This is a genomic window from Kitasatospora sp. NPDC048545, from assembly GCF_040651155.1.
Classification (GTDB): Bacteria; Actinomycetota; Actinomycetes; order Streptomycetales; family Streptomycetaceae; genus Kitasatospora.
Genome location: NZ_JBEZIQ010000021.1, coordinates 1 through 24,344, shown reverse-complemented (window position 1 = coordinate 24,344; position 24,344 = coordinate 1). Strand labels below are relative to the sequence as shown.

General features: G+C 73.2%; 23 protein-coding genes. 16 read left to right on the top strand and 7 right to left on the bottom strand.

The annotated features are described in order from the left end of the window. Positions 1-181: 181 nt before the first annotated feature. Complete coding sequence (locus tag AB0D10_RS20890) at positions 182-1,375, top strand: RtcB family protein (protein WP_360258306.1); 1,194 nt, start codon at positions 182-184, stop codon at positions 1,373-1,375. A gap of 61 nt (positions 1,376-1,436) precedes the next feature. Here AB0D10_RS20890 and AB0D10_RS20885 read toward each other — a convergent pair whose 3' ends face one another. Beyond that, positions 1,437-1,718, bottom strand: coding sequence for an HPr family phosphocarrier protein (locus AB0D10_RS20885; protein ID WP_360258304.1), 282 nt, complete (start codon positions 1,716-1,718; stop codon positions 1,437-1,439). Between the two features lie 225 nt (positions 1,719-1,943). On the opposite strand from AB0D10_RS20885, the gene AB0D10_RS20880 reads away from it, so the two are divergent. The 4 genes from AB0D10_RS20880 to AB0D10_RS20865 all read left to right on the top strand — a co-directional run bounded on the left by AB0D10_RS20880 (position 1,944) and on the right by AB0D10_RS20865 (position 7,392). Next, on the top strand, positions 1,944-4,760 hold the full coding sequence (locus tag AB0D10_RS20880) for a GNAT family N-acetyltransferase (protein ID WP_360258302.1): 2,817 nt from the start codon (positions 1,944-1,946) through the stop codon (positions 4,758-4,760). A gap of 91 nt (positions 4,761-4,851) precedes the next feature. Further along, the gene (locus AB0D10_RS20875) at positions 4,852-5,451 is read left to right on the top strand and encodes a DUF5998 family protein (RefSeq protein ID WP_360258300.1); all 600 of its coding nucleotides are present in this window, start codon (positions 4,852-4,854) and stop codon (positions 5,449-5,451) included. A gap of 35 nt (positions 5,452-5,486) precedes the next feature. Next, complete coding sequence (locus AB0D10_RS20870) at positions 5,487-6,674, top strand: nucleotide pyrophosphatase/phosphodiesterase family protein (protein WP_360258298.1); 1,188 nt, start codon at positions 5,487-5,489, stop codon at positions 6,672-6,674. 61 nt (positions 6,675-6,735) lie between these two features. After that, positions 6,736-7,392 carry a thymidine kinase gene (locus tag AB0D10_RS20865; protein ID WP_360258296.1) on the top strand — a complete coding sequence of 219 codons (657 nt, stop codon included), beginning with the start codon at positions 6,736-6,738 and terminating at the stop codon, positions 7,390-7,392. Positions 7,393-7,450: 58 nt separating this feature from the next. Here AB0D10_RS20865 and AB0D10_RS20860 read toward each other — a convergent pair whose 3' ends face one another. Further along, entirely contained in the window at positions 7,451-8,194 is a 744-nt protein-coding gene (locus tag AB0D10_RS20860) for a VOC family protein (RefSeq protein WP_360258484.1), read from the bottom strand. A 165-nt stretch (positions 8,195-8,359) separates the two neighbouring features. Between AB0D10_RS20860 and AB0D10_RS20855 the strand changes: the two genes are divergently transcribed. Next, positions 8,360-9,235, top strand: a complete 876-nt coding sequence (locus tag AB0D10_RS20855) for a sulfurtransferase (RefSeq protein ID WP_360258293.1) — start codon at positions 8,360-8,362, stop codon at positions 9,233-9,235. 54 nt (positions 9,236-9,289) lie between these two features. On the opposite strand, the gene sepH is transcribed toward AB0D10_RS20855, so the two are convergent. Then, positions 9,290-10,366, bottom strand: coding sequence for a septation protein SepH (gene sepH, locus AB0D10_RS20850; RefSeq protein ID WP_360258291.1), 1,077 nt, complete (start codon positions 10,364-10,366; stop codon positions 9,290-9,292). A gap of 517 nt (positions 10,367-10,883) precedes the next feature. On the opposite strand from sepH, the gene AB0D10_RS20845 reads away from it, so the two are divergent. Next, entirely contained in the window at positions 10,884-11,777 is an 894-nt protein-coding gene (locus tag AB0D10_RS20845) for a hypothetical protein (protein WP_360258288.1), read from the top strand. 21 nt (positions 11,778-11,798) lie between these two features. Here the strand turns inward: AB0D10_RS20845 and AB0D10_RS20840 are convergent, their stop codons facing one another. Then, entirely contained in the window at positions 11,799-13,121 is a 1,323-nt protein-coding gene (locus AB0D10_RS20840) for a D-arabinono-1,4-lactone oxidase (RefSeq protein ID WP_360258286.1), read from the bottom strand. A 103-nt stretch (positions 13,122-13,224) separates the two neighbouring features. After that, positions 13,225-14,493, bottom strand: a complete 1,269-nt coding sequence (locus AB0D10_RS20835) for an MFS transporter (RefSeq protein WP_360258283.1) — start codon at positions 14,491-14,493, stop codon at positions 13,225-13,227. A 135-nt stretch (positions 14,494-14,628) separates the two neighbouring features. Between AB0D10_RS20835 and AB0D10_RS20830 the strand changes: the two genes are divergently transcribed. Together AB0D10_RS20830 and AB0D10_RS20825 are read left to right on the top strand one after the other, a co-directional pair. Next, positions 14,629-15,771, top strand: a complete 1,143-nt coding sequence (locus tag AB0D10_RS20830) for a ferrochelatase (protein ID WP_360258280.1) — start codon at positions 14,629-14,631, stop codon at positions 15,769-15,771. A 17-nt stretch (positions 15,772-15,788) separates the two neighbouring features. Then, positions 15,789-16,622 carry an inositol monophosphatase family protein gene (locus tag AB0D10_RS20825; RefSeq protein ID WP_360258278.1) on the top strand — a complete coding sequence of 278 codons (834 nt, stop codon included), beginning with the start codon at positions 15,789-15,791 and terminating at the stop codon, positions 16,620-16,622. Between the two features lie 207 nt (positions 16,623-16,829). Here the strand turns inward: AB0D10_RS20825 and AB0D10_RS20820 are convergent, their stop codons facing one another. After that, a complete protein-coding gene (locus AB0D10_RS20820; protein WP_030057688.1) occupies positions 16,830-17,015 on the bottom strand; it encodes a hypothetical protein in 186 nt (61 codons plus the stop codon). A 440-nt stretch (positions 17,016-17,455) separates the two neighbouring features. Here AB0D10_RS20820 and AB0D10_RS20815 point away from each other — a divergent pair, with 440 nt between their 5' ends. The 4 genes from AB0D10_RS20815 to AB0D10_RS20800 all read left to right on the top strand — a co-directional run bounded on the left by AB0D10_RS20815 (position 17,456) and on the right by AB0D10_RS20800 (position 21,487). Then, positions 17,456-18,109, top strand: a complete 654-nt coding sequence (locus AB0D10_RS20815; RefSeq protein WP_097235981.1) for a response regulator transcription factor — start codon at positions 17,456-17,458, stop codon at positions 18,107-18,109. Positions 18,110-18,190: 81 nt separating this feature from the next. Continuing rightward, positions 18,191-19,492, top strand: a complete 1,302-nt coding sequence (locus AB0D10_RS20810; RefSeq protein WP_360258276.1) for a HAMP domain-containing sensor histidine kinase — start codon at positions 18,191-18,193, stop codon at positions 19,490-19,492. 229 nt (positions 19,493-19,721) lie between these two features. Next, positions 19,722-20,714 carry an acyl-ACP desaturase gene (locus tag AB0D10_RS20805; RefSeq protein ID WP_360258482.1) on the top strand — a complete coding sequence of 331 codons (993 nt, stop codon included), beginning with the start codon at positions 19,722-19,724 and terminating at the stop codon, positions 20,712-20,714. Between the two features lie 473 nt (positions 20,715-21,187). Then, entirely contained in the window at positions 21,188-21,487 is a 300-nt protein-coding gene (locus AB0D10_RS20800; RefSeq protein ID WP_030057692.1) for a DUF4193 domain-containing protein, read from the top strand. A 242-nt stretch (positions 21,488-21,729) separates the two neighbouring features. Here the strand turns inward: AB0D10_RS20800 and AB0D10_RS20795 are convergent, their stop codons facing one another. Next, positions 21,730-22,179 carry a DUF3093 domain-containing protein gene (locus AB0D10_RS20795; RefSeq protein WP_360258274.1) on the bottom strand — a complete coding sequence of 150 codons (450 nt, stop codon included), beginning with the start codon at positions 22,177-22,179 and terminating at the stop codon, positions 21,730-21,732. 135 nt (positions 22,180-22,314) lie between these two features. Between AB0D10_RS20795 and AB0D10_RS20790 the strand changes: the two genes are divergently transcribed. The 3 genes from AB0D10_RS20790 to AB0D10_RS20780 all read left to right on the top strand — a co-directional run bounded on the left by AB0D10_RS20790 (position 22,315) and on the right by AB0D10_RS20780 (position 24,230). Beyond that, a complete protein-coding gene (locus tag AB0D10_RS20790) occupies positions 22,315-22,893 on the top strand; it encodes a PaaI family thioesterase (protein WP_360258479.1) in 579 nt (192 codons plus the stop codon). Further along, positions 22,890-23,357: a dUTP diphosphatase gene (gene dut, locus AB0D10_RS20785; RefSeq protein ID WP_350629222.1), complete on the top strand. Its 468-nt coding sequence runs from the start codon at positions 22,890-22,892 to the stop codon at positions 23,355-23,357. The genes AB0D10_RS20790 and dut overlap by 4 nt, the downstream gene beginning before the upstream one ends. A gap of 69 nt (positions 23,358-23,426) precedes the next feature. After that, the gene (locus AB0D10_RS20780; protein ID WP_360258269.1) at positions 23,427-24,230 is read left to right on the top strand and encodes a DUF3710 domain-containing protein; all 804 of its coding nucleotides are present in this window, start codon (positions 23,427-23,429) and stop codon (positions 24,228-24,230) included. Positions 24,231-24,344: the final 114 nt, after the last annotated feature.

Here is a 24,344-nt window from a genome sequence, read left to right as displayed (position 1 = left end):
GGGAGGCGGTCACCATGCGGGTCGAGCAAGCCATACGACGACGCTCCCCGAGGCCGTACTCCCCCCGTGCCGCCGCGCCGGGCGCCTGAGCCCCCCCTGAACTTCCCCGAGCCGCGCCGGGATCCTTTCGCGCGGCACCCCGTTTCCCGTGAACCACCCGACCCGTGGAGGTCGTTCGATCATGACGTACACCGAGGTACCCGGCGTCCGGGTCCCGATCCGGATGTGGACCGACCCGGCGACGGTCGAGGGCCAGGCCCTGCAGCAGCTGCGCAACATCAGTTCGCTGCCCTGGCTGCACGGCCTCGCCGTGATGCCCGACGTGCACCTGGGCAAGGGCGCGACGGTGGGCTCCGTCATCGCGATGAAGGGCGCGGTCTGCCCGGCGGCGGTCGGCGTCGACATCGGCTGCGGGATGAGCGCGGTGAAGACCTCGCTCACCGCCGACGACCTCCCGGACGACCTGTCGGGCCTGCGCTCCGAGATCGAGCGGACCATCCCGGTCGGCCGTGGCCTGCACGCCGACCCGGTCGACCCGGCGAAGCTGCAGGGCGTAAGCGCCGGCGGCTGGGACGACTTCTGGCGGCGCTTCGACGGCATCGCGGAGGAGGTCAAGTGGCGCCGCGAGCGGGCGATGCAGCAGATGGGAACGCTCGGCTCGGGGAACCACTTCTGCGAGGTTTGTGTCGATACATCCGGTTCTGTTTGGCTCATGCTGCACTCCGGTTCCCGCAACATCGGCAAGGAGCTGGCGGAGCACCACATGGGCGTCGCCCGCTCGCTGTCGCACAACCAGGGCCTGATCGACCAGGACCTCGCGGTCTTCCTCGCGAAGACCTCCGAGATGGCGGCCTACCGCCAGGACCTGTTCTGGGCGCAGGAGTACGCGAAGCACAACCGTGCCGTGATGATGGCGCTCTTCCAGGACGTCGTCCGGCGCGAGTTCGCCAAGGCGGAGGTCACCTTCGACGAGGTCATCAGCTGCCACCACAACTACGTGGCGGAGGAGCGGTACGACGGCGTCGACCTGCTGGTGACCCGCAAGGGTGCGATCCGGGCCGGCTCCGGGGACCTCGGGATCATCCCGGGTTCGATGGGGACGGGTTCCTACATCGTCCGCGGCCTGGGCAACGCGTCGTCCTTCAACTCCGCCTCGCACGGCGCGGGCCGCAAGATGAGCCGCAACGCGGCGAAGAAGCGGTTCACCACGCGGGACCTGGCCGAGCAGACCGCGGGCGTGGAGTGCCGCAAGGACAGCGGCGTGGTGGACGAGATCCCGGGCGCCTACAAGAACATCGAGAAGGTCATCGAGCAGCAGAAGGACCTCGTCGAGGTGGTCGCGCACCTCAAGCAGGTCGTCTGCGTCAAGGGCTGACCACAATGGATCGGGGTGCCGCCGGAATCCGGCGGCACCCCGATCGGGCGTTCGCGGGGCCTCAGGCCGCGGCGGGGAGCTCGTCGAGGCCCTCCTGGACGAGCTTGGCGAGACGGTCGAGCGCGTCGTCGGCGTTCTCGGCGTCGGAGGCCAGGACGACCTCGTCGCCGCCCTGGGCGCCCAGGGCGAGGAGGCCGAGCATGGAGGCGGCGTTGACCGGGTTGCCGCCGGGCTTGGCGATGGTGATCGGCACGCCGGTGGCCGTGACGGCCCGGACGAAGACGGAGGCGGGACGGGCGTGCAGGCCCTCGGCCCAACCGATGGTGACGCGGCGCTCAGCCATGAGACGTGCCTTTCCGGTGAAGCTGGTCACGGCCGTGCTCGGGGAGCGGGGGAAGCGGCCATGTTGTCTAGACCAGTGTTGCACGCAGGGGGCCCTGAGAACCGCGGTGTTCAGGACTTGTGATTGTTTCTTTTCGGGGCATAAACCCCGGCGCCCGGTCCCGTCCACCCTGCCGTGGGCACGCGCCCGGCGCCATCCGGCCCACCGCCGGATAACCTGACGAATGTGGACGACCCCGCGGCAACGAACCCCGAGCGGCATCCGGACTACCCGCAGCACTGGGAAGCCGACATCCTGCTGCGCGACGGAGGCACGGCCCGGATCCGGCCGATCACTCCCTCCGACGCCGGCCGCCTCGTGGAGTTCTACGAGCAGGTCTCCGACCAGTCCAAGTACTTCCGGTTCTTCGCCCCTTATCCCCGGCTCTCCGACAAGGACGTCCGCCGCTTCACCCACCACGACTTCGTGAACCGGGTCGGCCTCGCGGTGGTCGTCCGGGACCACTTCATTGCCACCGTCCGGTACGACCGGATCGACGCCGAGGGCCGCCCCTCCGTCACCGGGACCGATGCCGAGGTGGCCTTCCTGGTGCAGGACGCCCACCAGGGCCGCGGCGTGGCCTCGGCGCTGCTGGAGCACATCGCCGCCGTCGCCCAGGAGCGCGGCATCCGCCGCTTCCAGGCCGAGGTGCTGCCGGAGAACCGGAAGATGGTGAAGGTCTTCACCGACGCCGGCTACACCCAGCACCGCAGCTTCGCCGACGGCGTGGTGCACCTGGAGTTCGACCTCGAACAGACCGACCGCTCGCTCGCCGTGATGCGTGCCCGCGAGCACCGCGCCGAGGCGCGCTCGGTGCAGCGCCTGCTCACGCCGCGCTCGGTCGCGGTGATCGGGGTCTCCCGCACCCCGCAGACGGTCGGCCGGGCGGTCCTGCGCGACGTGCTGGCCGGCGCCCCGGCCGGGTGCCCGGTCTACGCGGTGAACCGCAACGCCCCGCCCGGCACCGAACTGGACGGCGTCCCGGTGCACCGTTCGATTCTGGACATTCCCGGGCCGGTGGACCTCGCCGTGATCGCCGTCCCCGAGGGAGCCGTCCCGGCCGCCGTGGCGGAGTGCGGCGCGCACGGCGTGCAGGGCCTGGTGGTGCTCACGGCCGGCTACGCGGAGACCGGTCCGGAGGGCCGGGACCGGCAGCGCGCCCTGGTCCGCCAGGCCCGCGCGGCGGGGATGCGGGTGGTCGGCCCGAATGCCTTCGGCCTGATCAACACCGACCCGGCGAACCCGCTGAACGCCTCGCTCGCGCCGCGCCTGCCCGGCCGCGGCGGCTTCGGGATCTTCTGCCAGTCCGGCGCGATCGGCGTGGCCCTGCTGGAGGCCGCCCACCGCCGCGGCCTCGGCGTCTCCTCCTTCGCCTCGGTCGGCAACCGCGCCGACGTCTCCGGCAACGACTTCCTGCAGTACTGGGCGGAGGACGAGGCCACCCGGGTCGTCCTGCTGTACCTGGAGTCCTTCGGCAACCCGCGCAAGTTCACCCGGATCGCCCGGCGCCTGGCCGCCGCCAAGCCGGTCGTGGTGGTCAAGGGCGCCCGGCACACCGGCAGCCTGCCGCCGGGCCACGCCGTCCCGGCCACCGCCACCGGCCTGCGGGACGCGACCGTCGACGCGCTGTTCGAACAGGCGGGCGTCACCAGGGTCTCCACCATCACCGAGCTGTACGACACCGGCGAGCTGCTGGCCCTGCAGCCGCTGCCGCCGGGGGACCGGGTCGCGGTGGTCGGCAACTCGGACTCGCTGGGCCTGCTCACCTACGACGCCCTGCTGAGCGCCGGTCTGCGCCCGCACACCCCGGTCGACCTGACCACCGCCGCGACCGGCGAGAACTTCCGGATCGCGCTGGACGTCGCCCTCGCCGACCCCGCCGTCGACGCAGTGATCGCGGTCGCGATCCCGCCGATCGGCACCTCCGCGCACGCCTTCATGGGCGGCCGGCTGACCGGCGACGACGACCCGGAGATGGGCTCGGACGACCCGGAGATCGCCGCCGGCCTGCTCGAAGCCGGTCAGCGGGCCGAGGAACTGGGCAAGCCGCTGCTGCTCGCGCACCTGGCCCTGACCGACCTGCCGGCCCGGTTGCGTCCGGGCGGCATCCCCGCGTACCCGGCGCCCGAGCGGGCAGTCCTCGCCCTCACCCACGCCGTCCACTACGCGCAGTGGCGGCGCCGGACGGCCGAGGCCGAGGAGACCGCGCGCGTCCCGGATCTGGACCGGATCGACGAGCCCGGCGCCCGCACCCTGGTGGCGGCGGCGCTGAGCACCCGGACCGCCGTCGCCGCCCGCACCCAGCCCGGCGGCGCCCGGATCACCCTGTCCGACGCCGAGGCCCGTGAGCTGCTGGCCCGCTACGGCATCGACGTCTCGCCGACGCTGCCGGCCCCGGACGAGGCGGCGGCGGTCGCGGCGGCAGCCTCGCTCGGCTACCCGGTGGCCCTCAAGGCGACCGCCCCCCACCTGCGCCACCGCCCCGACCTGGGCAGCGTCCGGCTGGACCTGACCGGCGAGCCGGGCCTGCGCCGCGCCCACCGCGAGCTGGACGTGCTGCTCGGCGGCGCCGCGCAGGCCGAACTGGTGGTGCAGCGACTGGCACCGCGCGGCGTGGACACGGTGATCGGTGCCACAGTGGACCCGGCGGTCGGCGCGATCCTGTCCTTCGGCCTGGCCGGTGCGCCGGCCGAACTGTTGGGCGACACGGCGCACCGGCTGGTTCCGGCCACCGACCAGGACGTCGCCGGGCTGATCCGGGAGGTGCGGGCGGCGCCGCTGCTGTTCGGCTGGCGCGGCGCCGAGGCGGTGGACACCGGTGCGCTGGAGGAACTGCTGCTCAGGGTGTCGCAGCTGGTGGACGACGTCCCGGAGATCGCGTCGGTGGACCTCGAACCCGTGGTCGTGGCCCCGCACGGGTTGGCGATCCTGGGGGCGCGGGTGCGGGTCGCGCCCCTGCCGGTCCGCAGCGATCTGGGCCCGCGCGCGATGAGCACGCTGTAACCTTCCTTGGTTGCGCCCTGCCCGGGCGCTGTTGTCCGAAGCTCGGCGCCGTGCCGCCCGCTTCGTCGGCGGACCATGCCAGGATGGAGATATGGCGAAGACCGGTACCACCACCACTCAGGACCTGCGCTCGGCGATCGAGCGCAGCGGCTACTACCCGGCCCTGGTGTCCGAGGCGGTGGAGTCCGCGGTGGGCCCGGAGCCGATCAGCTCCTACCTGGTGCACCAGGAGACGACATTCGACGCCAACGAGGTTCGCCGGCACGTGACGGTGCTGGTGCTGACCCCGACCCGTTTCGTGGTGAGCCACACCGACGAGCAGTCGGGGGCCGAGGGCAGCCCCTCGGTGCCGTTCGCGACGACCTCGACGGAGAGCGTGCGGCTGGACCGGATCGGTTCGGTCGTGGTGAGCCGGATGGTGGCGAACCCGGAGACGTACACGCCGGGGACGCTGCCGCGCGAGGTGGTCCTGACGATCGGATGGGGCGCGGTGCAGCGCCTGGACCTGGAGCCGGCCGGCTGCTCGGACCCGAACTGCGAGGCGGATCACGGCTACACGGGTTCGGCGACGGCCGACGACCTCTCGCTTCGGGTGAGCGAGGCCGGTGACGGCCCGGAGACGGTGTCCCAGGCGCTCCTGTTCGCCCGGGCCCTGTCCGACGCGACGATCGACAACGGCCCGCGGGTCTGATCGCCGCCGCCTCCGACCGCTACGAATCCGGTTCCATGTCCTTCGTTCCTGCCGACGGCTACGACGCCTTCGAGATCCTTGACCCGGCCGCTGCCCCCGCGCCCCCCTACGGCAGCGGTTCGCTGTGCGACCTGCTGCCCTCGGTGGCGGCGGGGCTCGGTGTCCCCGGGTTCACCGCGACGCTGCCGATCGCCCCGGCGGACCGGGTGGTGGTGTTCCTGGTGGACGGCCTGGGGTGGGAGCTGCTGCTGCGCCACCCCGAGTACGCACCGTTCCTCTCCTCGCTGGCCGGGAGTTCGCTGGGCGGCAGCGGCCGTCCGCTGACCGCGGGCTTTCCGTCCACCACGGCGACCTCGCTGGCCTCGGTCGGCACCGGGACGCCGCCGGGCCTGCACGGCCTGGCCGGGTACACGGTGGCGGTGCCGGGCGCCGGCTACCTGATGAACCAACTGCGCTGGCAGCCGCCGACCGAGCCGCACGCCTGGCAGCCGTACCCGACGGTCTTCGAGCGGACGCACGAGGCCGGGGTGGCGACCGCGCAGGTCTCCTCCCCGCTGTTCGCGCAGACCCCGCTGACCCGGGTGGCGCTGTCCGGCGGCACCTTCCTGGGCCGCACCACCGGCGAGGAGCGGATGGACCTGGCGGCCTCCTGGCTGGCCGAGCACGACCGGGCGCTGGTGTACACCTACGTCAGCGAGCTGGACGGCGCGGGCCACCGCTTCGGGGTGGACTCCGACGAGTGGCGGATGACGCTGGACGCCGTGGACCGGCTGGCCCGCCGCCTGGCCGAGCGGTTGCCGCCGCGTTCGGCGATGTACGTCACGGCCGACCACGGCATGATCGACATCGCGCCGGAGGACCGGATCGACTTCGACGAGGACTGGGAGCTGGGCGCGGGCGTGGCCCTGCTCGGCGGCGAGGGCCGAGCCCGGCACGTGTACGCGGTGCCCGGTGCCGCGGCCGACGTGCACACGGTGTGGAGCGAGGTGCTGGGCGACCGGATGTGGGTCGCCACCCGGGACCAGGCGATCGAGGCGGGCTGGTTCGGGCCGGTCGTGGACGAGCGGGTGTACGGCCGGATCGGTGACGTGGTCGCCGCGGCGCGCGACGACATCGCGATCGTCGCCTCCCGCAACGAGCCCGGCGAGTCCGCGATGATCGGCCTGCACGGTTCGATGACTCCGGTCGAGCAGTTCGTGCCGCTGCTCGAAGTCCGGGGCTGAGTCGCTCCCTTGATCCTTCTGTGCCCGAACTTCCCTGATTTGAAAGGCCCTTGCTCCACCCATGGCTGAACTGGTGTTCTTCTCGGGCACGATGGACTGCGGCAAGTCGACGCTGGCGCTGCAGATGGACCACAACCATGCCGCGCGCGGCCGGCGGGGCGTCATCCTCACCCGCAACGACCGGGCGGGCGCCGCGACGATCTCCAGCCGGCTGGGCCTGCAGGCGGAGGCGGTCGAGGTGACGGACGACTTCGACTTCCACGCGCACGTGGTGCAGCGGCTCTCGGCGGGCGGCCGGGTGGACTACCTGATCTGCGACGAGGCCCAGTTCTTCGCCGCCGAGCAGGTCGACCAGCTGGCCCGGGTGGTGGACGAACTGGACATCGACGTCTACACCTTCGGCATCACCACCGACTTCCGCACCCGGCTGTTCCCGGGCTCGCAGCGGCTGATCGAGCTGGCCGACCGGGTGGAGGTGCTGCAGGTCGAGGCGCTGTGCTGGTGCGGTGCGCGGGCGACCCACAATGCCCGTACGGTCGGCGGGGTGATGGTGGTCGAGGGCGCCCAGGTGGTGATCGGGGACATCTCGGTGCGCGACGACGAGGTCGGCTACGAGGTGCTGTGCCGCCGCCACCACCGTCGCCGCCTGACCGCGGCGACGGCCCGCGCCTCGGTGCTCTCGCCGGACGTGCTGCCCTTCGAGGAGCAGCAGGCCTGAGCGGTCCCCGGGGGCGCAGGCCGCCGGGCTCCCCCCGTGGCGTGTCCGGAAGACCGTCCTAGGCCGCGGTCTCCAGCACCGAGAAGTGCCCGCCCTGCGGGTCGGCCAGCCGGGCGGCCCGGCCGCGGGCGGTGTCGTGCGGTTCGACCAGGATCCGGCCGCCGAGTTCCACGGCGTGACGAGCGGTCAGGGCCACGTCCCGGACGGCGAAGTGGGTGCGCCAGCGCGGCGGGTGGCCGCGCAGGTCGGCGCGGTGCCGGATGCCGGCGACCGGCCGGCCGTGCACGAGCAGCGCGCTCTCGTCCGCGCCGGGCCGGACCTGGCGGTCGAGCACGGTGGCGTAGAAGACCGCGGCGCCCTCGGTGTCGGGGGTGAGCAGTTCTGCCCAGGCCGGTTCGCCGGGGTCGGTGCCGGTCTCCCGACCGAGGTGCTCCTCACCCTGCCAGAGGCCGAAGACGGCGCCGGAGACGTCGGAGGCGATCGCCATCCGCCCGGCGCGTTCGGCCTGCAGGGGCCCGACGGCGACGGTGCCGCCGCACTCGCGGACCAGCTGGGCGGTGCGGTCGGCGTCGTCCACGGCGAAGTAGGTGGTCCACTGCACCGGGAAGCCGGTGGCGGTGGAGAGGCCGAGGCCGGCGACCGGCGCCCCGTCGAGTTCGGCCCGGACGTAGTCGCCGAGCTGGCCGGGCCCTGGGGTGTACGTCCAGCCGAGCAGCGCGCCGTAGAAGGCTCGGGCTCCGGCCGGGTCGTCGGTCAGCAGGCTGACCCAGCAGGGCGTGCCCTGGGCCAGTCGGAGTTCCACCGCGGGCAATGCGGGCCTCCTCGTGGGTGGTTGGCGCACGGAATCCTCGGGCGCGAGGGTGATGCTTCCACCCTGACGGGCGCCCAACCCTCGGGCCGCGCGGAAATCCCGGCAAAGTCCGCACAAAGAGCGGCGGGTCGGCGTTGCTGCGCGACAATGGCCGCCATGACCACCTACAACGACGGTTCCCCGCTGATCTCCGCGGCCGAGCTGCGGGAGGCGCTCGCCTCCGCCCGTCCGCCGGTGCTGCTGGACGTGCGCTACCAGCTGGTCGGCGCCGCGCCGGGCGGCCCGACCGCGGCCGAGGAGTACCGGGCCGGGCACCTGCCCGGCGCCCACTTCGTCGAGCTGGACCGGGACCTGGCGGCTCCGCCCGGCGCGCCCGGCCGGGGCGGGCGCCACCCGCTGCCGGACCCGGAGGACTTCGGTGCGGCGATGCGCGGCTTCGGGGTGAGCGGCGGGCGCCCGGTCGTGGTGTACGACGGCGCGGCCTCGATGGCGGCCGCCCGAGCCTGGTGGCTGCTGCGGTGGGCCGGGCACCGGGACGTCCGGGTGCTGGACGGCGGATTCGCGGCCTGGCGGGAGGCCGGGCTGCCGGTGACGGCCGAGCTGCCGGAGCCCGCGGCGGGCGACTTCAAGCCGGTGCCGGGGCAGCTGCCGACGGTGGACGCGGACGGCGCGGCCGCGTGGGCGCGCGGCAACCTGCTGCTGGACGCCCGCTCGGGCGAGCGCTACCGGGGCGAGACGGAGCCGGTGGACCCGCGGGCCGGGCACGTCCCGGGCGCGGTGTCGGCGCCGACGACCGAGAACGTGGGCCCGGACGGGCGGTTCCGTCCGGCCGCCGAGCTGGCGGCCTGCTTCCGGGCGCTGGGCGCGGGGGAGCGGGAGACCGCGGTGTACTGCGGTTCGGGTGTGACGGCGGCGCACCAGATCCTGGCGCTGGAGGTGGCGGGCCTGCCGGCCACGCTGTACCCGGGGTCGTGGAGCGAGTGGTCGAGCGACGCGGGCCGCCCGGTGGCGGTCACCGGCCGGCCGGGCTGAGCCGGGGAAACGCTGCGGGGCGGGAGGCCTGGCCTCCCGCCCCGCGGACCGCTGTTACTCCTGCTTCTTGCGTCGGCTGCCGAAGACGATCTCGTCCCAGCTGGGCACGGTGGCCCGGCGCCCGGGCCGGACGCCGTCCGCCTCGGCCTGCCGGTCGGTGGTGCCGACGAGGCGCTCGCGGTGCGGTGCGACGGCGCGCGGCATCAGGATGTCGGCGTAGGCCGAGCCCGCGCCGACCGCCGGGGCGGCCGCAGCCGGCTCCTCGGTCTCCTCGGCGACCTCGGCGGGCACCGGCTCGATCGGGGTGGGGCTGCCGACGGCGAGGTCGCCGCGGAAGGCGGGGACCACGTCGAGCAGGCTGGTCAGCGAGTCCCTGGACTCGGCGGTGGCCTCCCGCGACTCGCGGACCTCGCGGGCCGACATGATGCGGTCGGCCGAGGGCCGGTCGATCATCGGGCGGGGCGGCCGGTCCTGGGGGAGCCGGGCGATCCGCGGGATGAACGGGAAGACCGACTCCTCCTCGCGCTCGACGTTCTCGCCGATCAGCGCGCGGGCCTCGTCGTCGTTGGGCTGGACCAGGCGCCGGGGCGGGTCGTACGTCCACGAGGCACTGCGGCCCTCGCCGTCGGCCCGGTAGGAGAGGATGACCTCCCAGGTGCCGTCGTCGCGGCGCCAGGAGTCCCAGCGCTCGGTGTCCTTCTCGGCGCCGCGCAGCGCGAGGCGCTCGGAGACGGCCTCACCGAGCTGCGGGCCGGTGGACTCGCCGTTGCGGCGGATGGCGGTCTTGCGGGCGCGCTCGGCCATGAAGGCGCGCTCGGCGAGGACCGGACCCTCGAAGCGGCGGACGCGGTCGACGGAGATCCCGGCGGCCTGGGCGACCTCCTCAGCGGAGGAACCGGCTCGTATCCGGGCCTGGATGTCCCGGGGCCGCAGATGGCTCTCGACCTCGATCTCGATCTGGCCGAGACGCGGCCGGTCGCCGCGGATGGCGGCGCGCAGCCGCTCGTCGATGGGGAGGGTGTACTCCGTGCTGTCGGCAGCCTTGAGCACCAGCCGTGTGCCGTCGTTGCTGACGGCCACAACCCGCAGTTCGGGCACGGTTACCTCCCGGGTGGTGCCTGCCGACGTCACCTGCGTCGCTGCTCCCGTACTGAGTGTGGCCTGCCCACTCGCGACTGGCCACAACCTTGCTGAGTTCCCCGGCGTGTCGGGCTTAGGCCCGGGCACGCCGCTGTGGCACGGTTGCCTTTTTGCCACGCCATCCGTCGACGTCGCGCCTGGGTGTCCCGGCCGTCCTCGCACGCGCAGTGATCGCGACGATCCGGGACGGGCGTCGCCGTGCGTGCCTGCTCCGTGGCTCTTCGTCAAGCTACCGGTGTGGGCGCAGTCGACAAGTCGACCCAAGGCTCAGGCTTTACGAACAGTACTCCATTCGTGGCATCCGAAGGGGCGGCTCGCCGCTCAAGTCTCCCGCGATTCACGGGAATCTCAAGAGCGCGCCCCCGCAATGGCGGACCACCGGCGGATGGACGGTGATCATCTTCACACAATCCGGGCGTGCAGAACCGCATTTTCGCCCCTTGTGTCCTTCTTTGGGCAAGATGGAGTGGCTTGTTCGAGAAACAGTCGTACGGACCGAGGGATGTCGATGCCGGAGCGGAGCCCCGTCGAGGAGGGCGGGAAGGAGGAGCGCAAGCGGATCGATCTGAGTGTGGCTCAGGTCGTCGCGAGCGCCCTGGCTGCCGTGGTCGGCGCGCTGCTGGCCTCCGAACTGGGCGTGTACGGAACCATCATGGGCGCCGCGGTGGTCAGCATCGGGGCCACCACCGGCGGCGCGGTGCTCCAGCACGCCTTCAAGCGGACCGGCGAACAGTTGCGCGGGGCGGTGGACCGCGGGCCGAACCGGACCGCGAACGCGCTGCGCCAGGTGCCGGTGGAGTCCGGGCGGCCCGGAGGGGGCGGCCGGCCCGACGGGCCCGAGCGGGTGGCGGGTGCGCCGGTGATCACCGCGGAGTGGAACGAGCCGCAGGTGGCGCGGGCGCGACGCCGATGGACGTGGAAGACCTACGCGGTGGTGTCCGGGCTGGTGTTCGTCCTGGCGATGACGCCGATCGTGGCCTTCGAACTGGCCACCGGGCAGCCGGTGTCGGCGACGGTCAAGGGCGAGTCCGGCAACGGCACGTCCTTCGGCGGCTCGGTGGCGCCCAGGTCCTCGCAACCGCAGGACGCGCCCGCGGAGCGCCGAGAGCCGGGCGGCCCGCACGGTTCCGAGGCCACGCCCTCCGGCGCGGCCTCGTCCCCGGCGACCGCGCGGCCGAGCCGGGAGCCGAGTGGCACCCCGGGCAGCGGCGCGGGCACGGCTTCGCCCTCGGCGGGCGCGAGCGCGACCCCGTCGGCCGGCGCTTCCCCGTCGGCGGGCGGGGGGAAGCCCACCGACGAGACCCCCTCGCAGCCGCCCGCGACCGGCGACGGGTCGGCGCGGTCGACGGTGGCCCCGCCGCCGGCCGCCGGGACCCAGGCCCCGGCGGACCAAGCCCCGTAGGCGGCGGTGCGGGGGCGGACCCTAGGCCCCCAGCACCCGGCGCAGGTAGTCGTTGCCGAAGACCCGCTGCGGGTCGACCTCGTCGCGCAGGGCGGTGAAGTCGCCGAAGTGCGGGTAGACGCCGGCCAGGTACTCGGCGTCGCGGGTGTGCAGCTTGCCCCAGTGCGGGCGGCCCTGATGGGCGGTCATCAGCTTCTCGACGCCGGTGAAGTAGCCCTGGTCGGCGGTGCCGCGGTAGAGGTGGACGGCGATGTAGGCGCTGTCCCGGCCGGAGGCCGTGGAGAGCCAGAGGTCGTCGGCGGGGGCGAACCGGACCTCGACGGGGAAGCTGACCTTCCAGTCGGAGCGTTCGACGAGGGCCTTCAGCTCGCGCAGTACCTCGCCGACGGTCGCGCGCGGCACCGCGTACTCCATCTCCACGAAGCGGACCTTGCGCGGGCTGGTGAACACCCGGTGCGCGGTGTCGGTGTAACTGCGGTCGGACCAGGCGCGGCTGGCCAGCGCGGCGATCGAGGGGATCGAGCCGGGGAAGCGCCGGCCGACCCGGCAGGCGCCCTCCCAGACGGTGTTGGAGAGGAAGTCGTCCTCCAGCCACTCCTTGAACCGGGGCAGCGGGGCGGCCGGGCCCTGGCTGCGGTTGTTGCGCTTGGTGGCGCAGCGGTCGGTGTGCGGGAACCAGTAGAACTCGAAGTGCTCGTTGACGGCGGTGAGGTCGTCGAGGCGCTCCAGCACCTCGTCGAAGGCCATCGGCTGCTCGTGCGCGGTGAGCAGGAAGGCCGGTTCGACGCCGAAGGTGAGGGCGGTGATCACGCCGAGGGCGCCGAGGCCGAGCCGGGCGCCCTGGAAGAGCCGGGGGTTCTCGGTGGGGGAGCAGCGCTCGACCGTGCCGTCGGCGAGGACGATCTCCATGGCGCGGATCTGGGCGGCGAGTGAGCCGGAGTCGCGGCCGGTGCCGTGGGTGCCGGTGCTGGTGGCGCCGGCGACGGTCTGCACCTCGATGTCGCCCATGTTGGTGAGGGAGAGGCCCTCGGCGGCCAGGACCCGGTTGAGGCGGCGCAGCGGGAGGCCGGACTCGACGGTGACGGTGCCTGCCTCGCGGTCGATCTCGCGGACGGCGGTGAGCGCGTGCGGGCGGATCTGGACGCCGTCGCCGGCGGAGGCGATCGAGGTGAAGGAGTGGCCGGAACCGACGGCCTTGACGGTGCGGCCCCGGTCGGCGGCGCGCAGGATCTCCTTGGCCAGTTCCTCCGCGGTGCCGGGGGTGGCGGTCCGGGTGGGCTGGGAGCTCTGGTTCCCGGCCCAGTTGGTCCACCGGGTGCGGGTCGCGGTACTGGCCTGGGGCATTGTGCGGCCTCCTGCTCCGTGGCACCGGGGTCGGCGCGGTCCGGGGCGGCGCGGCCGCCCTACCCATGGGTAGGGCCACGGGTAGGGCGAGAGATTAGTCAGTTCACCGTTCGGCGTCTACGGGTCGTCCGACCGGTTCGGCGGGGGCCTCCGGGTCCTGGTCGGCGGTGAGTCCGGCCCGCAGCCGGCCGAGGCCGGCGAGGGCGGCGGCCACGCCGAGGACGCCGGCGGCCAGCGGGACCCAGTAGCCCGCGGCGGCGCCGCGGGCGTCCACCAGCCAGCCGCCGGCGGAGGAGCCGGCCGCGACGCCGATGGCGAGGCCGGTCGTCGTCCAGGTCATGCCCTCGGTCAGCTGGGAGGCCGGGACGAGCCGCTCGACCAGCGCCATCGCGGTGATCAGGGTCGGGGAGATGGCGATGCCCGCGATCAGCAGCGCGCCGCCGACCGCGGCCAGCCCGCCGATGCCGTGCACCGCGTGGGCGACCAGCAGCAGCGGCACCATGCTGAGCGCCATGAACAGGACGCCGAGGAAGAACCGCGCGGCCATCGAGCCGGAGAGCTTGAGGGTCCCGTACACCACGCCGGCCAGGCAGGAGCCGAGCGCCCACAGGGCGAGGATCACGCTGGAGACCGACTTGTGGCCCTGGGCCTGGGAGTAGGCGACGGTGACGACCTCGACCGAGCCGAAGATCGCGCCGGTGGCGACGAAGGTCAGGATCAGCACCTGCAGGCCGCGGTTGAGGATGACCGAGCGGCCCTCGTGCCGGGCGGCCGGGTGGACCGGCGGCTCGGTGGAGCGCTGCCCGGCGAACAGCAGCACGCCGACGGCGAGGAAGACGCCGGCGAGCAGTACGCCGGCCTCGGGGAAGACGGAGGTGGCCAGTCCGATGGAGAGGATCGGGCCGACGATGAAGCAGATCTCGTCGACGACGGCCTCGAAGGAGTACGCGGTGTGCAGCTTGGGGGCGTCGTCGCGGTAGAGGTGGGCCCAGCGGGCGCGGACCATCGCGCCGGTGCTCGGCATCACGCCCATGCCGGCCGCGAAGACGAACAGCGTCCAGTCCGGCGCCTCGAACCGGGCGCAGAGGAGCAGGCCGACGACGGCGACGACGGTGATCGCCATCGCCGGGACGACGATCCGACGCTGCCCGTGCCGGTCCACCAGTCGGGAGACCTGCGGGCCCAGGACGGCGGCGGAGATCGCGAGGGCGGCCGAGACCAGGCCGGCGACCCCGTACGAGCCCCTCAGCTGGGAGAGCATGGTCACGATGCCGATGCCGGTCATGGAGATCGGCAGTCGGGAGACGAAACCGGTGGTGGAGAAGGCCAGAGTGCCGGGGGAGGCGAATATCCGGCGGTAGCTGGACAGCACGGGAGCTCCGGGTCGGGGGTGGGGTAAGGAACGAGGCTGGCGTACACAGCTTACGTACGTTGGCAAACGGTATTTTCCGGACACCAGCGCGGCCCCGGCGGCGGCGCCCGGCCCCTCAGTGGCAGGATCGGTTCCATGTCCGACGCGCGCAAACCCTCCCCCTCCGGCGCCGCTCCGTACGACGCCCTGCTGCTCCTCTCCTTCGGCGGCCCCGAGGCCCCCGAGGAGGTCGTCCCGTTCCTGGAGAACGTCACCCGGGGCCGCGGCATCCCCACGGAGCGGCTGAAGGAGGTGGGCAAGCACTACTTCATGTTCGGCGGGGTCAGTCCGATCAATGAGCAGAACCGTGAGCTGCTTGCCGCGCTGCGCAAGGACTTCGCCGAGCACGGTCTTGACCTGCCGGTCTACTGGGGCAACCGGAACTGGGCGCCCTACCTGGTGGACGCCCTGCGGGAGCTGGCCGGCGACGGCCACCGGCGGATCGCCGTGCTCGCCACCAGCGCCTACGCCGGGTACTCGGGCTGCCGCCAGTACCGGGAGAACCTCGCCGACGCGCTCGCCGCCCTGGCCGAGGAGGGCGTGCCCGCCCTGCGGGTCGACAAGCTGCGGCACTTCCACAACCACCCCGGCTTCGTCGAACCGATGATCGACGCCACCCTGGCCGCACTGGCGGAGCTGCCCGAGGCCGTCCGGAACGGCGCCCGGCTGGCGTTCACCACCCACTCCGTCCCGGACACCATGGCCGAGACCTCCGGCGCCCCGGACGACCCGGCCCGCGGCACGCCGGGCGGCGCCTACGTCGCCCAGCACCTGGACGTGGCCCGGCTGGTCGTCGCGGCCGTCGCCGAACGCACCGGCGTCGCCGACCGGCCCTGGGAGCTGGTTTTCCAGAGCCGCAGCGGGGCCCCGCACACGCCGTGGCTGGAACCGGACATCTGCGACCACCTGGAGGCCCAGCACGCCGAGGGCGCACCCGCCGTGGTGATGGTCCCGATCGGCTTCGTCTCCGACCACATGGAGGTCAAGTACGACCTCGACACCGAGGCCGTCGCCAAGGCCGCCGAACTCGGCCTGCCGGTGGCCCGCGCCGCCACCGTCGGCGCCGACCCCCGGTTCACCGCCGCCGTCCGCGAGCTGGTCCTGGAGCGGGCCGCCACCGAGCGCGGGGAGGACGTGACCCGCTGCGCACTCGGCGCGCTCGGCCCCGGCCACGACGTCTGCCCGGTCGCCTGCTGTCCCAACCCGCGCGCCCCCCGCCCGGCCGTCGCCGAGCGCTGACCGCCCGTCCCGCCGCTATGGAGGAGAATCCCGTGACCGCCCCCGCCCAGCCCGACGACCGGCTCCTCGACGACCTGCTGGACGTCGCCCTGGACGCGGCCCGGCAGGCCGGCGCCCTGCTGCGCGACGGCCGCCCCGCCGACCTCGGCGTGGCCGGCACCAAGAGCAGCCCGGTCGACGTGGTCACCGAGATGGACCTCGCCTCCGAGAAGCTTGTGCTGGAGCTGATCACCGGGCGCCGCCCGGCCGACGGCTACCTCGGCGAGGAGGGCGCCGAGCGGCCCGGCACCAGTGGGGTCCGCTGGGTCGTGGACCCGCTCGACGGCACGGTCAACTACCTGTACGGACTGCCCTCCTGGGCGGTCAGCGTGGCCGCCGAGGTGGACGGCCGGGCGGTCGTCGGAGTGGTGTACGCCCCGGCGCGCGACGAGCTGTTCCACGCCGTCCTGGGTCGCGGCGCCCGGCTGAACGGCCGGCCGCTCGCGACCCGCCCGGCCCCGCCGTGGGGCCAGGCGCTGATCGCCACCGGCTTCAACTACGTCCAGCCGGTGCGGGTGCGCCAGGCCGAGGTGCTGCTGGCACTGATGCCCGAGGTGCGGGACATCCGCCGGGGCGGGGCAGCCGCGGTCGACCTCTGCGACGTCGCCGCCGGGCGGCTGGACGGCTACTACGAGCGCGGCCTCGCCCCGTGGGACCGCGCGGCCGGCTGCCTGATCGCCGCCGAGGCCGGCGCCCTGACCGGCGGCCGCCCCGGGCACGGCCCGGAGGGCGAGTTGACCGTCGCCGCGGCCCCGGGCGTGTACGAGCCGCTGCAGGAGCGCCTGGCCGCGCTGCGCGCCTGGGCGGACTGACCGGTTCCGACCGGTTCCGGCCGGGTCCGCCGGACCCGGCCGGCCGGAAGCACTCTCACCGGCAGCCGCGAAGAGCCCGGACCCGCGAAGGGCCCGGACATGCGAAGAGCCCTGGCATACGGGGGATGCCAGGGCCTGGGTTTCGCACGGCCCCCTCAGGGCCGCAGGTGCCGGAGTACCGGCGACGGGTCGGTGGTGCCGAACGGGTCAGGCAGCGGTGCGGTGGCGCTCCAGCACCGTGTCCACGCCGTGTTCGGCGGCGAGTCGGCGGAGGTCGTCCAGCTCGGACTGCTCCACCTCGGCGAGGAACTCGTCCCCGGCCTCGATCGCGCGGTGCAGATCCTGCTCGGCGTTGGCTATGCGCTGCAGGATTCCGGCCTTGAAGGCGTCCATACGGGCCCCCTTACTGTGTCGGACGTGCACGGTCGTGCGCTCTCCGCCCCGAGGAAGGTCCAGCCGGTGAAAGCGTCCCGGCCGGCGGTGGATCTCCGGTCGGACGCGGAGACGGCTTTTGGCCGCTCCCGGTGATGTCCCAGCCCCAGGGCCGGCGCGGATGAACGCACGGCGGGTGGGTGCGACCGGCCAACAGCCAGATCGCGGGTGTGCAGCTGTCCTCCCCCGGGGGGCGGCCGGGAAACCTCCCGGTGGAAGAAAGTTGCCCGTGTCACAGTCCAACCGGACTGGTGCCGACACGAACGGTCACCGCCGGGGAGCCGCACCCCTTGCCCGAGGGGCAGCTTATCGCTGCTTTACCGCAGGACCAGGCAGGATGGAGCCACCGTCGGAGCCGTGCGTCCGCTTTCCGGGGCCGGCCTGGAGAAGGGACAACGACCGTGCGGGTTCTCGTCGTCGAGGACGAGCAGCTGCTTGCCGAGGCCGTCGCGACCGGCCTGCGCCGCGAGGCGATGGCCGTCGACGTGGTGTACGACGGGGAGGCCGCGCTCCAGCGCATCGCGGTCAACGACTACGACGTGGTGGTCCTGGACCGCGACCTCCCGCTGGTCCACGGCGACGACGTCTGTCGCAAGGTGGTCGAGCAGGGCCTGGCGACCCGGGTGATCATGCTGACCGCCTCCGGCGACATCAGCGACCGGGTCGAGGGCCTGGAGATCGGCGCGGACGACTACCTTCCGAAGCCGTTCGCCTTCAGCGAACTCGTCGCCCGGGTACGGGCGCTGGGACGCCGCGCGACCGTCCCGCTGCCCCCGGTGCTGGAGCGGGCCGGCATCTCGCTCGACCCCGGTCGGCGCGAGGTGATCCGCGACGGGCGCACCGTCCAGCTCGCCCCCAAGGAGTTCGCCGTCCTGGAGGTGCTGATGCGGGCCGGCGGAGCCGTCGTCTCCGCCGAGCAGCTGCTGGAGAAGGCCTGGGACGAGCACACCGACCCGTTCACCAACGTCGTCCGCGTCACCGTGATGACGCTGCGCCGCAAGCTCGGCGACCCGCCGGTCATCGTCACCGTGCCGGGCTCCGGCTACCGGATCTGACCCCCGGATCCCCGCCGCGGGGCCCGGCCCCGGATCCCACCACCCCGCGCCCGCCCCGGCGGACGCCCCGAGAGGACGATCATGACCACCCCGCCCCCGGCCGGCGGGCCCTCCGGCGCGCCCGCCGGCGGCCCGCGCGCCGTGCCGCCCAAGCCCGTGCACCCGCCGCGCTCGGCCCGGTCGAACCAGACCTACGTCCCCGGTGACGGCATGCTCGCCTGGCTGCCCTTCCGCCCCACCATCCGGATGCGGCTCACCCTGCTCTACGGCGGGATGTTCCTGATGGCCGGCGTGGTGCTGCTGCTGGTGATGTACTTCTTCGTCCAGCAGGCCCTGCAGAACGTCGGCCAGCCGCACCTGTTGCTGAACGGGCCGGGCATCTCCGTGCGGACCCCCGACGGCCTCACCCTCACCAACCAGTCCGCGCTCGACCAGTGGCTGAACGACAACAAGGCCTACCAGGCCAGCCAGGCGCTCAACACCCTGCTGCGCAAGCTTCTCACCGTCCTCGTCTGCCTGTCCGTGATCGCGTTCGCGGCCGGCTACGCGATGGCCGGCCGGGTGCTGCGCCCGCTCGGCCGGATCACCCGCACCGCCCGCGACGTGGCCTCCTCCGACCTGCATCGCCGGATCGAGCTGGACGGGCCGGACGACGAGCTCAAGGAACTCGCCGACACCTTCGACGACATGCTGGACCGGCTGGACCGGTCCTTCGACTCCCAGCGCCGCTTCGTCGCCAACGCCTCGCACGAGCTGCGCACCCCGCTTGCGATCAACCGCACCCTGCTGGAGGTCCAGCTCTCCGACCCGGCCGCCTCGCCCGATCTGCAGCAGCTGGGCAGGACCCTGCTGGCCACCAACGAGCGCAGCGAGCAACTGGTCGAGGGCCTGCTGCTGCTCGCCCGCAGCGAGAACGAGCTGACCGACCGCCGCCCGGTGGAGCTGTCCGAGGTGGCCACCCGGGCGCTGGAGCAGACCAGGGCCGAGGCGGACAAGCGCGAGGTCGAGCTGCGCTCGAAGCTCGATCCGGCCGTGGTCGGGGGCAACGGCGTGCTGCTGGAGCGGCTCGCGCTCAACCTGCTGCAGAACGCCGTCCGGTACAACACCCCGGGCGGCTGGGTCGAGCTGTCCACGGCCGAGGTGCCGGGCGGCGGCGAGCTGGTGGTCTCCAACACCGGCCCGGTGGTGCCCGGGTACGAGCTGGAACACATCTTCGAGCCGTTCCGCCGGGTCAAGGGCGCCGACCGCACCCGCAGCGACAAGGGGGTCGGGCTCGGCCTGTCCATCGTCCGCTCGGTGGTGCGCGCCCACGGCGGCAGCGTGGAGGCCACCCCGCGCGCCGGGGGAGGCCTCACCATGCGGGTCCGCGTCCCCTCGCGGTAGCCCCAGCCGCAGGGGTTCGAAGCACAAGCCGCCCCCGTCAGGCCCGTCAAGACGACATAAGGCCTGGCGGGGGCGGCTTGTCTTTTCCGGCCCGAGCAACTTACGGTGTCGTAACCTACGCAACCGTAAGTGGGTCTCGTCGACGCTCCGCCGACGACCCGCACGACGCGTGCCCGCCCAACGCGCCCGTCCCAGCGCGTGCCCGTCCCCCAGGAGCAAGACCGTGACCATCGCCCCTGTGCAGAGCAGTGCCGTGCAGAGCAGCACCTCGCTCGGATCGAGCGGCTGGACCGACGCGCGGCTCATCCTGGCCCTCGAAGAGGTCGTGGAGAAGGAGCTGAACCGCCACCTGGGCATCGCCAAGGAGTGGATGCCGCACGAGTTCGTCCCGTGGAGCCAGGGCCGTGACTTCGACGGCGTCCTGGGCGGCGAGGCCTGGGCGCTCGACCAGTCGCAGGTGACCGCGCTGGGCCGGGTGTCGCTGGTGGTGAACCTGCTGACCGAGGACAACCTCCCCAGCTACCACCACGAGATCGCGAGCATGTTCGGCCGCGAGGGCGCGTGGGGCACCTGGGTGCACCGCTGGACGGCCGAGGAGGGCCGCCACGGCATAGCCATCCGTGACTACCTGCTCGCGACCCGCGCCGTCGACCCGGTGGAGCTGGAGCGGGCCCGGATGAGCCACATGTCCGAGGGCTTCGAGTCCGACAACGCGCACAGCATGCTGCAGTCGGTCGCCTACGTGGCCTTCCAGGAGCTCGCCACCCGCATCTCGCACCGCAACACCGGCAAGTACGCCGGCGACCCGCTCTGCGAGCAGCTCCTGGCGAAGATCGCCAACGACGAGAACCTGCACATGGTCTTCTATCGGAACCTGCTGAAGGCCGCCCTGGAGATCGCCCCCGACCAGGCCATGCGGGCCATCGCCGACGTGGTCACCGACTTCCGCATGCCCGGCCACGGCATCCCAGGCTTCGAGCGCGCCGCCGCGCAGATCGCCATCGGCGGGGTGTACAACCTGCGCATCCACCACGACGACGTGCTGCAGCCGGTGCTGCGCCACCTCAAGGTGATGGAGATCGACGGCCTGGGCCCGGAGGGGATGATGGCGCAGAACGAGCTGGGCGTCTTCCTGGACGGGCTGGACTCGCAGGCGCGGAAGTTCGAGGAGCGCCAGGCAGCGATGCTGGCCCGCCGGGCGGCCCGGCGGAGCGCCGAGTAGAACGTTCCCGCCAGCGGTCGGAGTGGGTGGATTTTCCGTGGTTTGCCCCGGAAGATTCATAACGTGACCAAGCTCACACCGTGTCGCTCCACGGTTTCGGTCAACCCCGGAGAGTGATCACCCGGCCGGAGGTGCCGATCGCCGTCCGTGACCGGATTTCGCCCCCAGCCGGATCCGCCGGATCGGTCGGCATCCCTGATGGGCAAGGGATTCGACGGGTATCCGCGCCACCCTTGCTCACTGTGCGTGGTCGCTCCGCCGGGTCCGGAGAGGGGTTGCGATGGCCCAGCGTGAGGCCTTCAGCAGCCCCGAGGATCACCCCGATGGACCCTGCGCTGAGTGTCGATTGAGTAACAGGGCTTGAAGTAAGGCAAAATCTCCGCCTCGGGTCGGGCACAAGACCGACCCCCCATGCGTTACGTGCGCTGGAGATACCGCACACACCGCACAAACCCGGAGGGGGAGAGCGAAAAATGGCAACCGACTACGACACCCCACGCAAGACCGACGACGAGCTCAACGAAGACAGCATCGAGGAGCTCAAGGCTCGGCGGAACGACAAGGGCGGCGGCTCCGTCGACGTCGACGAGTTCGACGCCGCCGAGGGCATGGAACTCCCCGGCGCCGACCTCTCGAACGAGGAGCTGGCCGTTCGGGTGCTGCCCAAGCAGGCCGATGAGTTCACCTGCATGAGCTGCTTCCTGGTCCACCACCGCAGCCAGCTGTACAGCGAGAAGAACGGCAACCCGATCTGCCGGGACTGCGGCGCCTGAGCACCGCGGCGGACACGGCCCGGTGCCCGCGGCTCCCGCGGGACCGGCACACCGCTCCTTCCGGCCCCGGGCAGCGGGGCCGGACGGCAGTTCCGGGAACCGTCCGGTCGGACGGACCCGGCAGGACGGAGTCGGCCGACGCGTCGGCACGCACGAAGTCGTAGGGACGGTCCCGCAGCAGCGGAACCGTCCCTCTCCGTTTCCAGGTCCTCGTCGGGCCCTTCCGGGCCCCGCCCGCCCGCTCAGGTACGGGCGCCGCGCCGGGCCTCCTCCAGCGCCTCCGCCAGCTTCATCGGCGAGCGGGTCGACAGGTAGAGGTACGGCGTCGGGTCGGCCGGATCGCTCACCTCGACCCGCAGCGCCGTCGGGACGTAGCTGCGCAGCAGCATGAAGGCGCGCGGATCGGCCTTCGGACCGCGCCAGGCCACCGCCTCGGCGGGGCTCAGCGCCCGGGCGGTGCCGAGCGCGTCCACCGGGATCCGGGCCGGTCCGGCCACCAGCGAACCCTGGACCACGCGGATCCGGGCCGAGCCGTAGCTGCTGATCGCGACCGCGCCGGCGGCCACGCCGACCACCAGCCCGACCAGCGCGGCCGGGCCGCTGACCCGGATCAGGATCAGCGCGAGCGTGAGGCCCACCGCGGCCGGGAGCAGCCACCAGGAGCGCGGCACCGTGAGGCGTTCGTCGTACATGCCCCCATTGTGGGCGCCCTGACGCCCGGCGCGGGACGCCACCCCCACCGGGGGCCCACCTACCCCTGGGTAGGGTTGGGGCCCGTGACCGGTACGACAGCCCCCAGCACCCCCGCCGACCGGCCGGCGCCCGCGATGCCGCCGTCCCCGACCACCCCGCCGCCGGACGCCGTCCTGCCGCCGCGCGCCCCCGAGGCACCGGCCCCCGGCACCCGGCTCGGCTCCCACTACGAACACTGCTTCGGCTGCGGCCCGCAGCACCCCGGCGGCCTGCGGATCGACGCCGTCGCGGGCGAAGGACTCGACGTCACGGCCGAGTTCGCCGTCCGGGACGTCCACCAGGGCGGCCCCGGCCTGGCCCACGGCGGCCTGCTGACCACCGCCATGGACGAGATCCTCGGCACGCTCAACTGGCTGTTGCACGCCCCGGCCGTGACCGGCCGGCTGGAGACGGACTTCCTCTCCCCGGTGCCCGTCGACTCGGTGCTGCACGTGCGCGCCCGGATCACCGGCGTCCACGGCCGCAAGATCTACAGCGCCGCCGAGGCACGGATCGGCGGCCCGGACGGACCGGTCGCCGTGCGCGCGCAGGCGCTCTTCGTCCAGGTGAAGCTGGAACACTTCACCACGCACGGTCGTGCCGAGGACATCGACAAGGTCCTCGACGACCCGGATCTGATGAAGCGCGCACGAGCCTTTGAGGTGAACCCTTGAGCGACACCCCCCGCCCGCAGCTGGACGTCCTGATCAAGCGCATCGACCCCGAGCTGCCGCTGCCCGCCTACGCGCAGCCCGGGGACGCCGGCGCGGACCTGCGGACCACCGTCGACGCCGAGCTGGCCCCCGGTGAGCGGGCTGTCCTGCCCACCGGCATCGCCATCGCGCTCCCGGACGGCTACGCGGCCTTCGTCCACCCCCGCTCCGGGCTGGCAGCTCGTTGCGGAGTTGCTCTCGTGAACGCCCCGGGGACGGTCGATGCCGGGTACCGTGGAGAGATCAAGGTGATCGTCGTCAATCTGGACCCGCGCGAGGGGGTCAGCTTCCGCCGAGGGGACCGGATCGCCCAGCTGGTCATCCAGCAGGTCGAGAAGGCCCGCTTCCACGAGGTGGAGGAGCTGCCTGGGTCGGCACGTGCCGAGGGTGGGTTCGGGTCGACCGGCGGCCACGCCGCGGTCTAGCATGCCCGCGGCCTCGCAGGAAGCCGAGCAGGTATTCGCATCGGTCTTGGACCGGGAAGGACAGTGACCGTGTTCCGTCGTCGCCAGAAGAGCGAGGACGCTGTCGAGCAGCTCGCCGACGACGCCATCAGCGCCGACGAGACGGCCGATGACGTCGAAGGTTCCGCCGAGAGCGAGAACGTGACCGAGCTGGACCCGGCCGACAGGGTCGGCCTGCCGCCGGCCCCCCGGCCGGACGGTCCGTGGGACCACTCGGAGCTGGAGAACCCCGAGGAGGGGCGAGTCGACCTCGGGGGTCTGCTGGTCCCCGGTGTCGAGGGCATGGAGCTGCGCGTCGAGGTCGCCGGTGACGCGATCGTGGCCGCCACCCTCGTGCTCGGCAACAGCGCCATCCAGCTCCAGGCCTTCGCGGCCCCGAAGTCCGAGGGCATCTGGGGAGAGGTCCGCGAGGAGATCGCCAACGGCATCACCTCGCAGGGCGGCATCATCGACGAGGAGGAGGGCCCGCTCGGCTGGCACCTCCGCGCCCAGGTCCCGGTGCAGCTGCCGGACGGCACCCAGGGTGTCCAGCTGGTGCGGTTCGTCGGCTGTGACGGTCCGCGCTGGTTCCTGCGCGGTGTGATCTCGGGCCAGGCCGCCGTGCAGCCGGAGATGGCCGGGATCCTGGAGCAGGTCTTCCGCCAGACCGTCGTCGTGCGTGGTGAGGCCCCGATGGCTCCCCGCGACCCGATCGTGCTGAAGCTTCCCGAGGACGCCCAGATGGTCGCCGACGGTGGTGGGGCGGCCGCCACCGCCGGCGAGGGCGACAACCGTTTCGGCGGCACCTCGCTCGATCCGTTCGCGCGCGGTCCGGAGATCACCGAGGTCCGCTGATCGGTCGTGACCGGCCCTGATCGCCCCTGCCCGGGAGCCCGGGCAGGGGCGATTTGCATGTGGCGGGTCCGTCCCCGTACAGTTCCGGAGTCGCCGCGGGAGACCGGGGCGCAA

Excerpts from the sequence above, each read along its gene's own strand:
- AB0D10_RS20820 (WP_030057688.1), bottom strand. The coding sequence starts at position 17,015 with ATGGACGCCTTCAAGGCCGGAATCCTGCAGCGCATAGCCAACGCCGAG.
- AB0D10_RS20810 (WP_360258276.1), top strand. The coding sequence starts at position 18,191 with ATGACCACCCCGCCCCCGGCCGGCGGGCCCTCCGGCGCGCCCGCCGGC.
- AB0D10_RS20870 (WP_360258298.1), top strand. The coding sequence starts at position 5,487 with ATGTCCTTCGTTCCTGCCGACGGCTACGACGCCTTCGAGATCCTTGAC.
- AB0D10_RS20825 (WP_360258278.1), top strand. The coding sequence starts at position 15,789 with ATGGAGGAGAATCCCGTGACCGCCCCCGCCCAGCCCGACGACCGGCTC.
- AB0D10_RS20845 (WP_360258288.1), top strand. The coding sequence starts at position 10,884 with ATGCCGGAGCGGAGCCCCGTCGAGGAGGGCGGGAAGGAGGAGCGCAAG.
- AB0D10_RS20875 (WP_360258300.1), top strand. The coding sequence starts at position 4,852 with ATGGCGAAGACCGGTACCACCACCACTCAGGACCTGCGCTCGGCGATC.
- AB0D10_RS20830 (WP_360258280.1), top strand. The coding sequence starts at position 14,629 with ATGTCCGACGCGCGCAAACCCTCCCCCTCCGGCGCCGCTCCGTACGAC.
- AB0D10_RS20795 (WP_360258274.1), bottom strand. The coding sequence starts at position 22,179 with ATGTACGACGAACGCCTCACGGTGCCGCGCTCCTGGTGGCTGCTCCCG.
- AB0D10_RS20855 (WP_360258293.1), top strand. The coding sequence starts at position 8,360 with ATGACCACCTACAACGACGGTTCCCCGCTGATCTCCGCGGCCGAGCTG.
- AB0D10_RS20790 (WP_360258479.1), top strand. The coding sequence starts at position 22,315 with ATGCCGCCGTCCCCGACCACCCCGCCGCCGGACGCCGTCCTGCCGCCG.
- AB0D10_RS20890 (WP_360258306.1), top strand. The coding sequence starts at position 182 with ATGACGTACACCGAGGTACCCGGCGTCCGGGTCCCGATCCGGATGTGG.
- AB0D10_RS20800 (WP_030057692.1), top strand. The coding sequence starts at position 21,188 with ATGGCAACCGACTACGACACCCCACGCAAGACCGACGACGAGCTCAAC.
- AB0D10_RS20885 (WP_360258304.1), bottom strand. The coding sequence starts at position 1,718 with ATGGCTGAGCGCCGCGTCACCATCGGTTGGGCCGAGGGCCTGCACGCC.
- AB0D10_RS20840 (WP_360258286.1), bottom strand. The coding sequence starts at position 13,121 with ATGCCCCAGGCCAGTACCGCGACCCGCACCCGGTGGACCAACTGGGCC.
- AB0D10_RS20865 (WP_360258296.1), top strand. The coding sequence starts at position 6,736 with ATGGCTGAACTGGTGTTCTTCTCGGGCACGATGGACTGCGGCAAGTCG.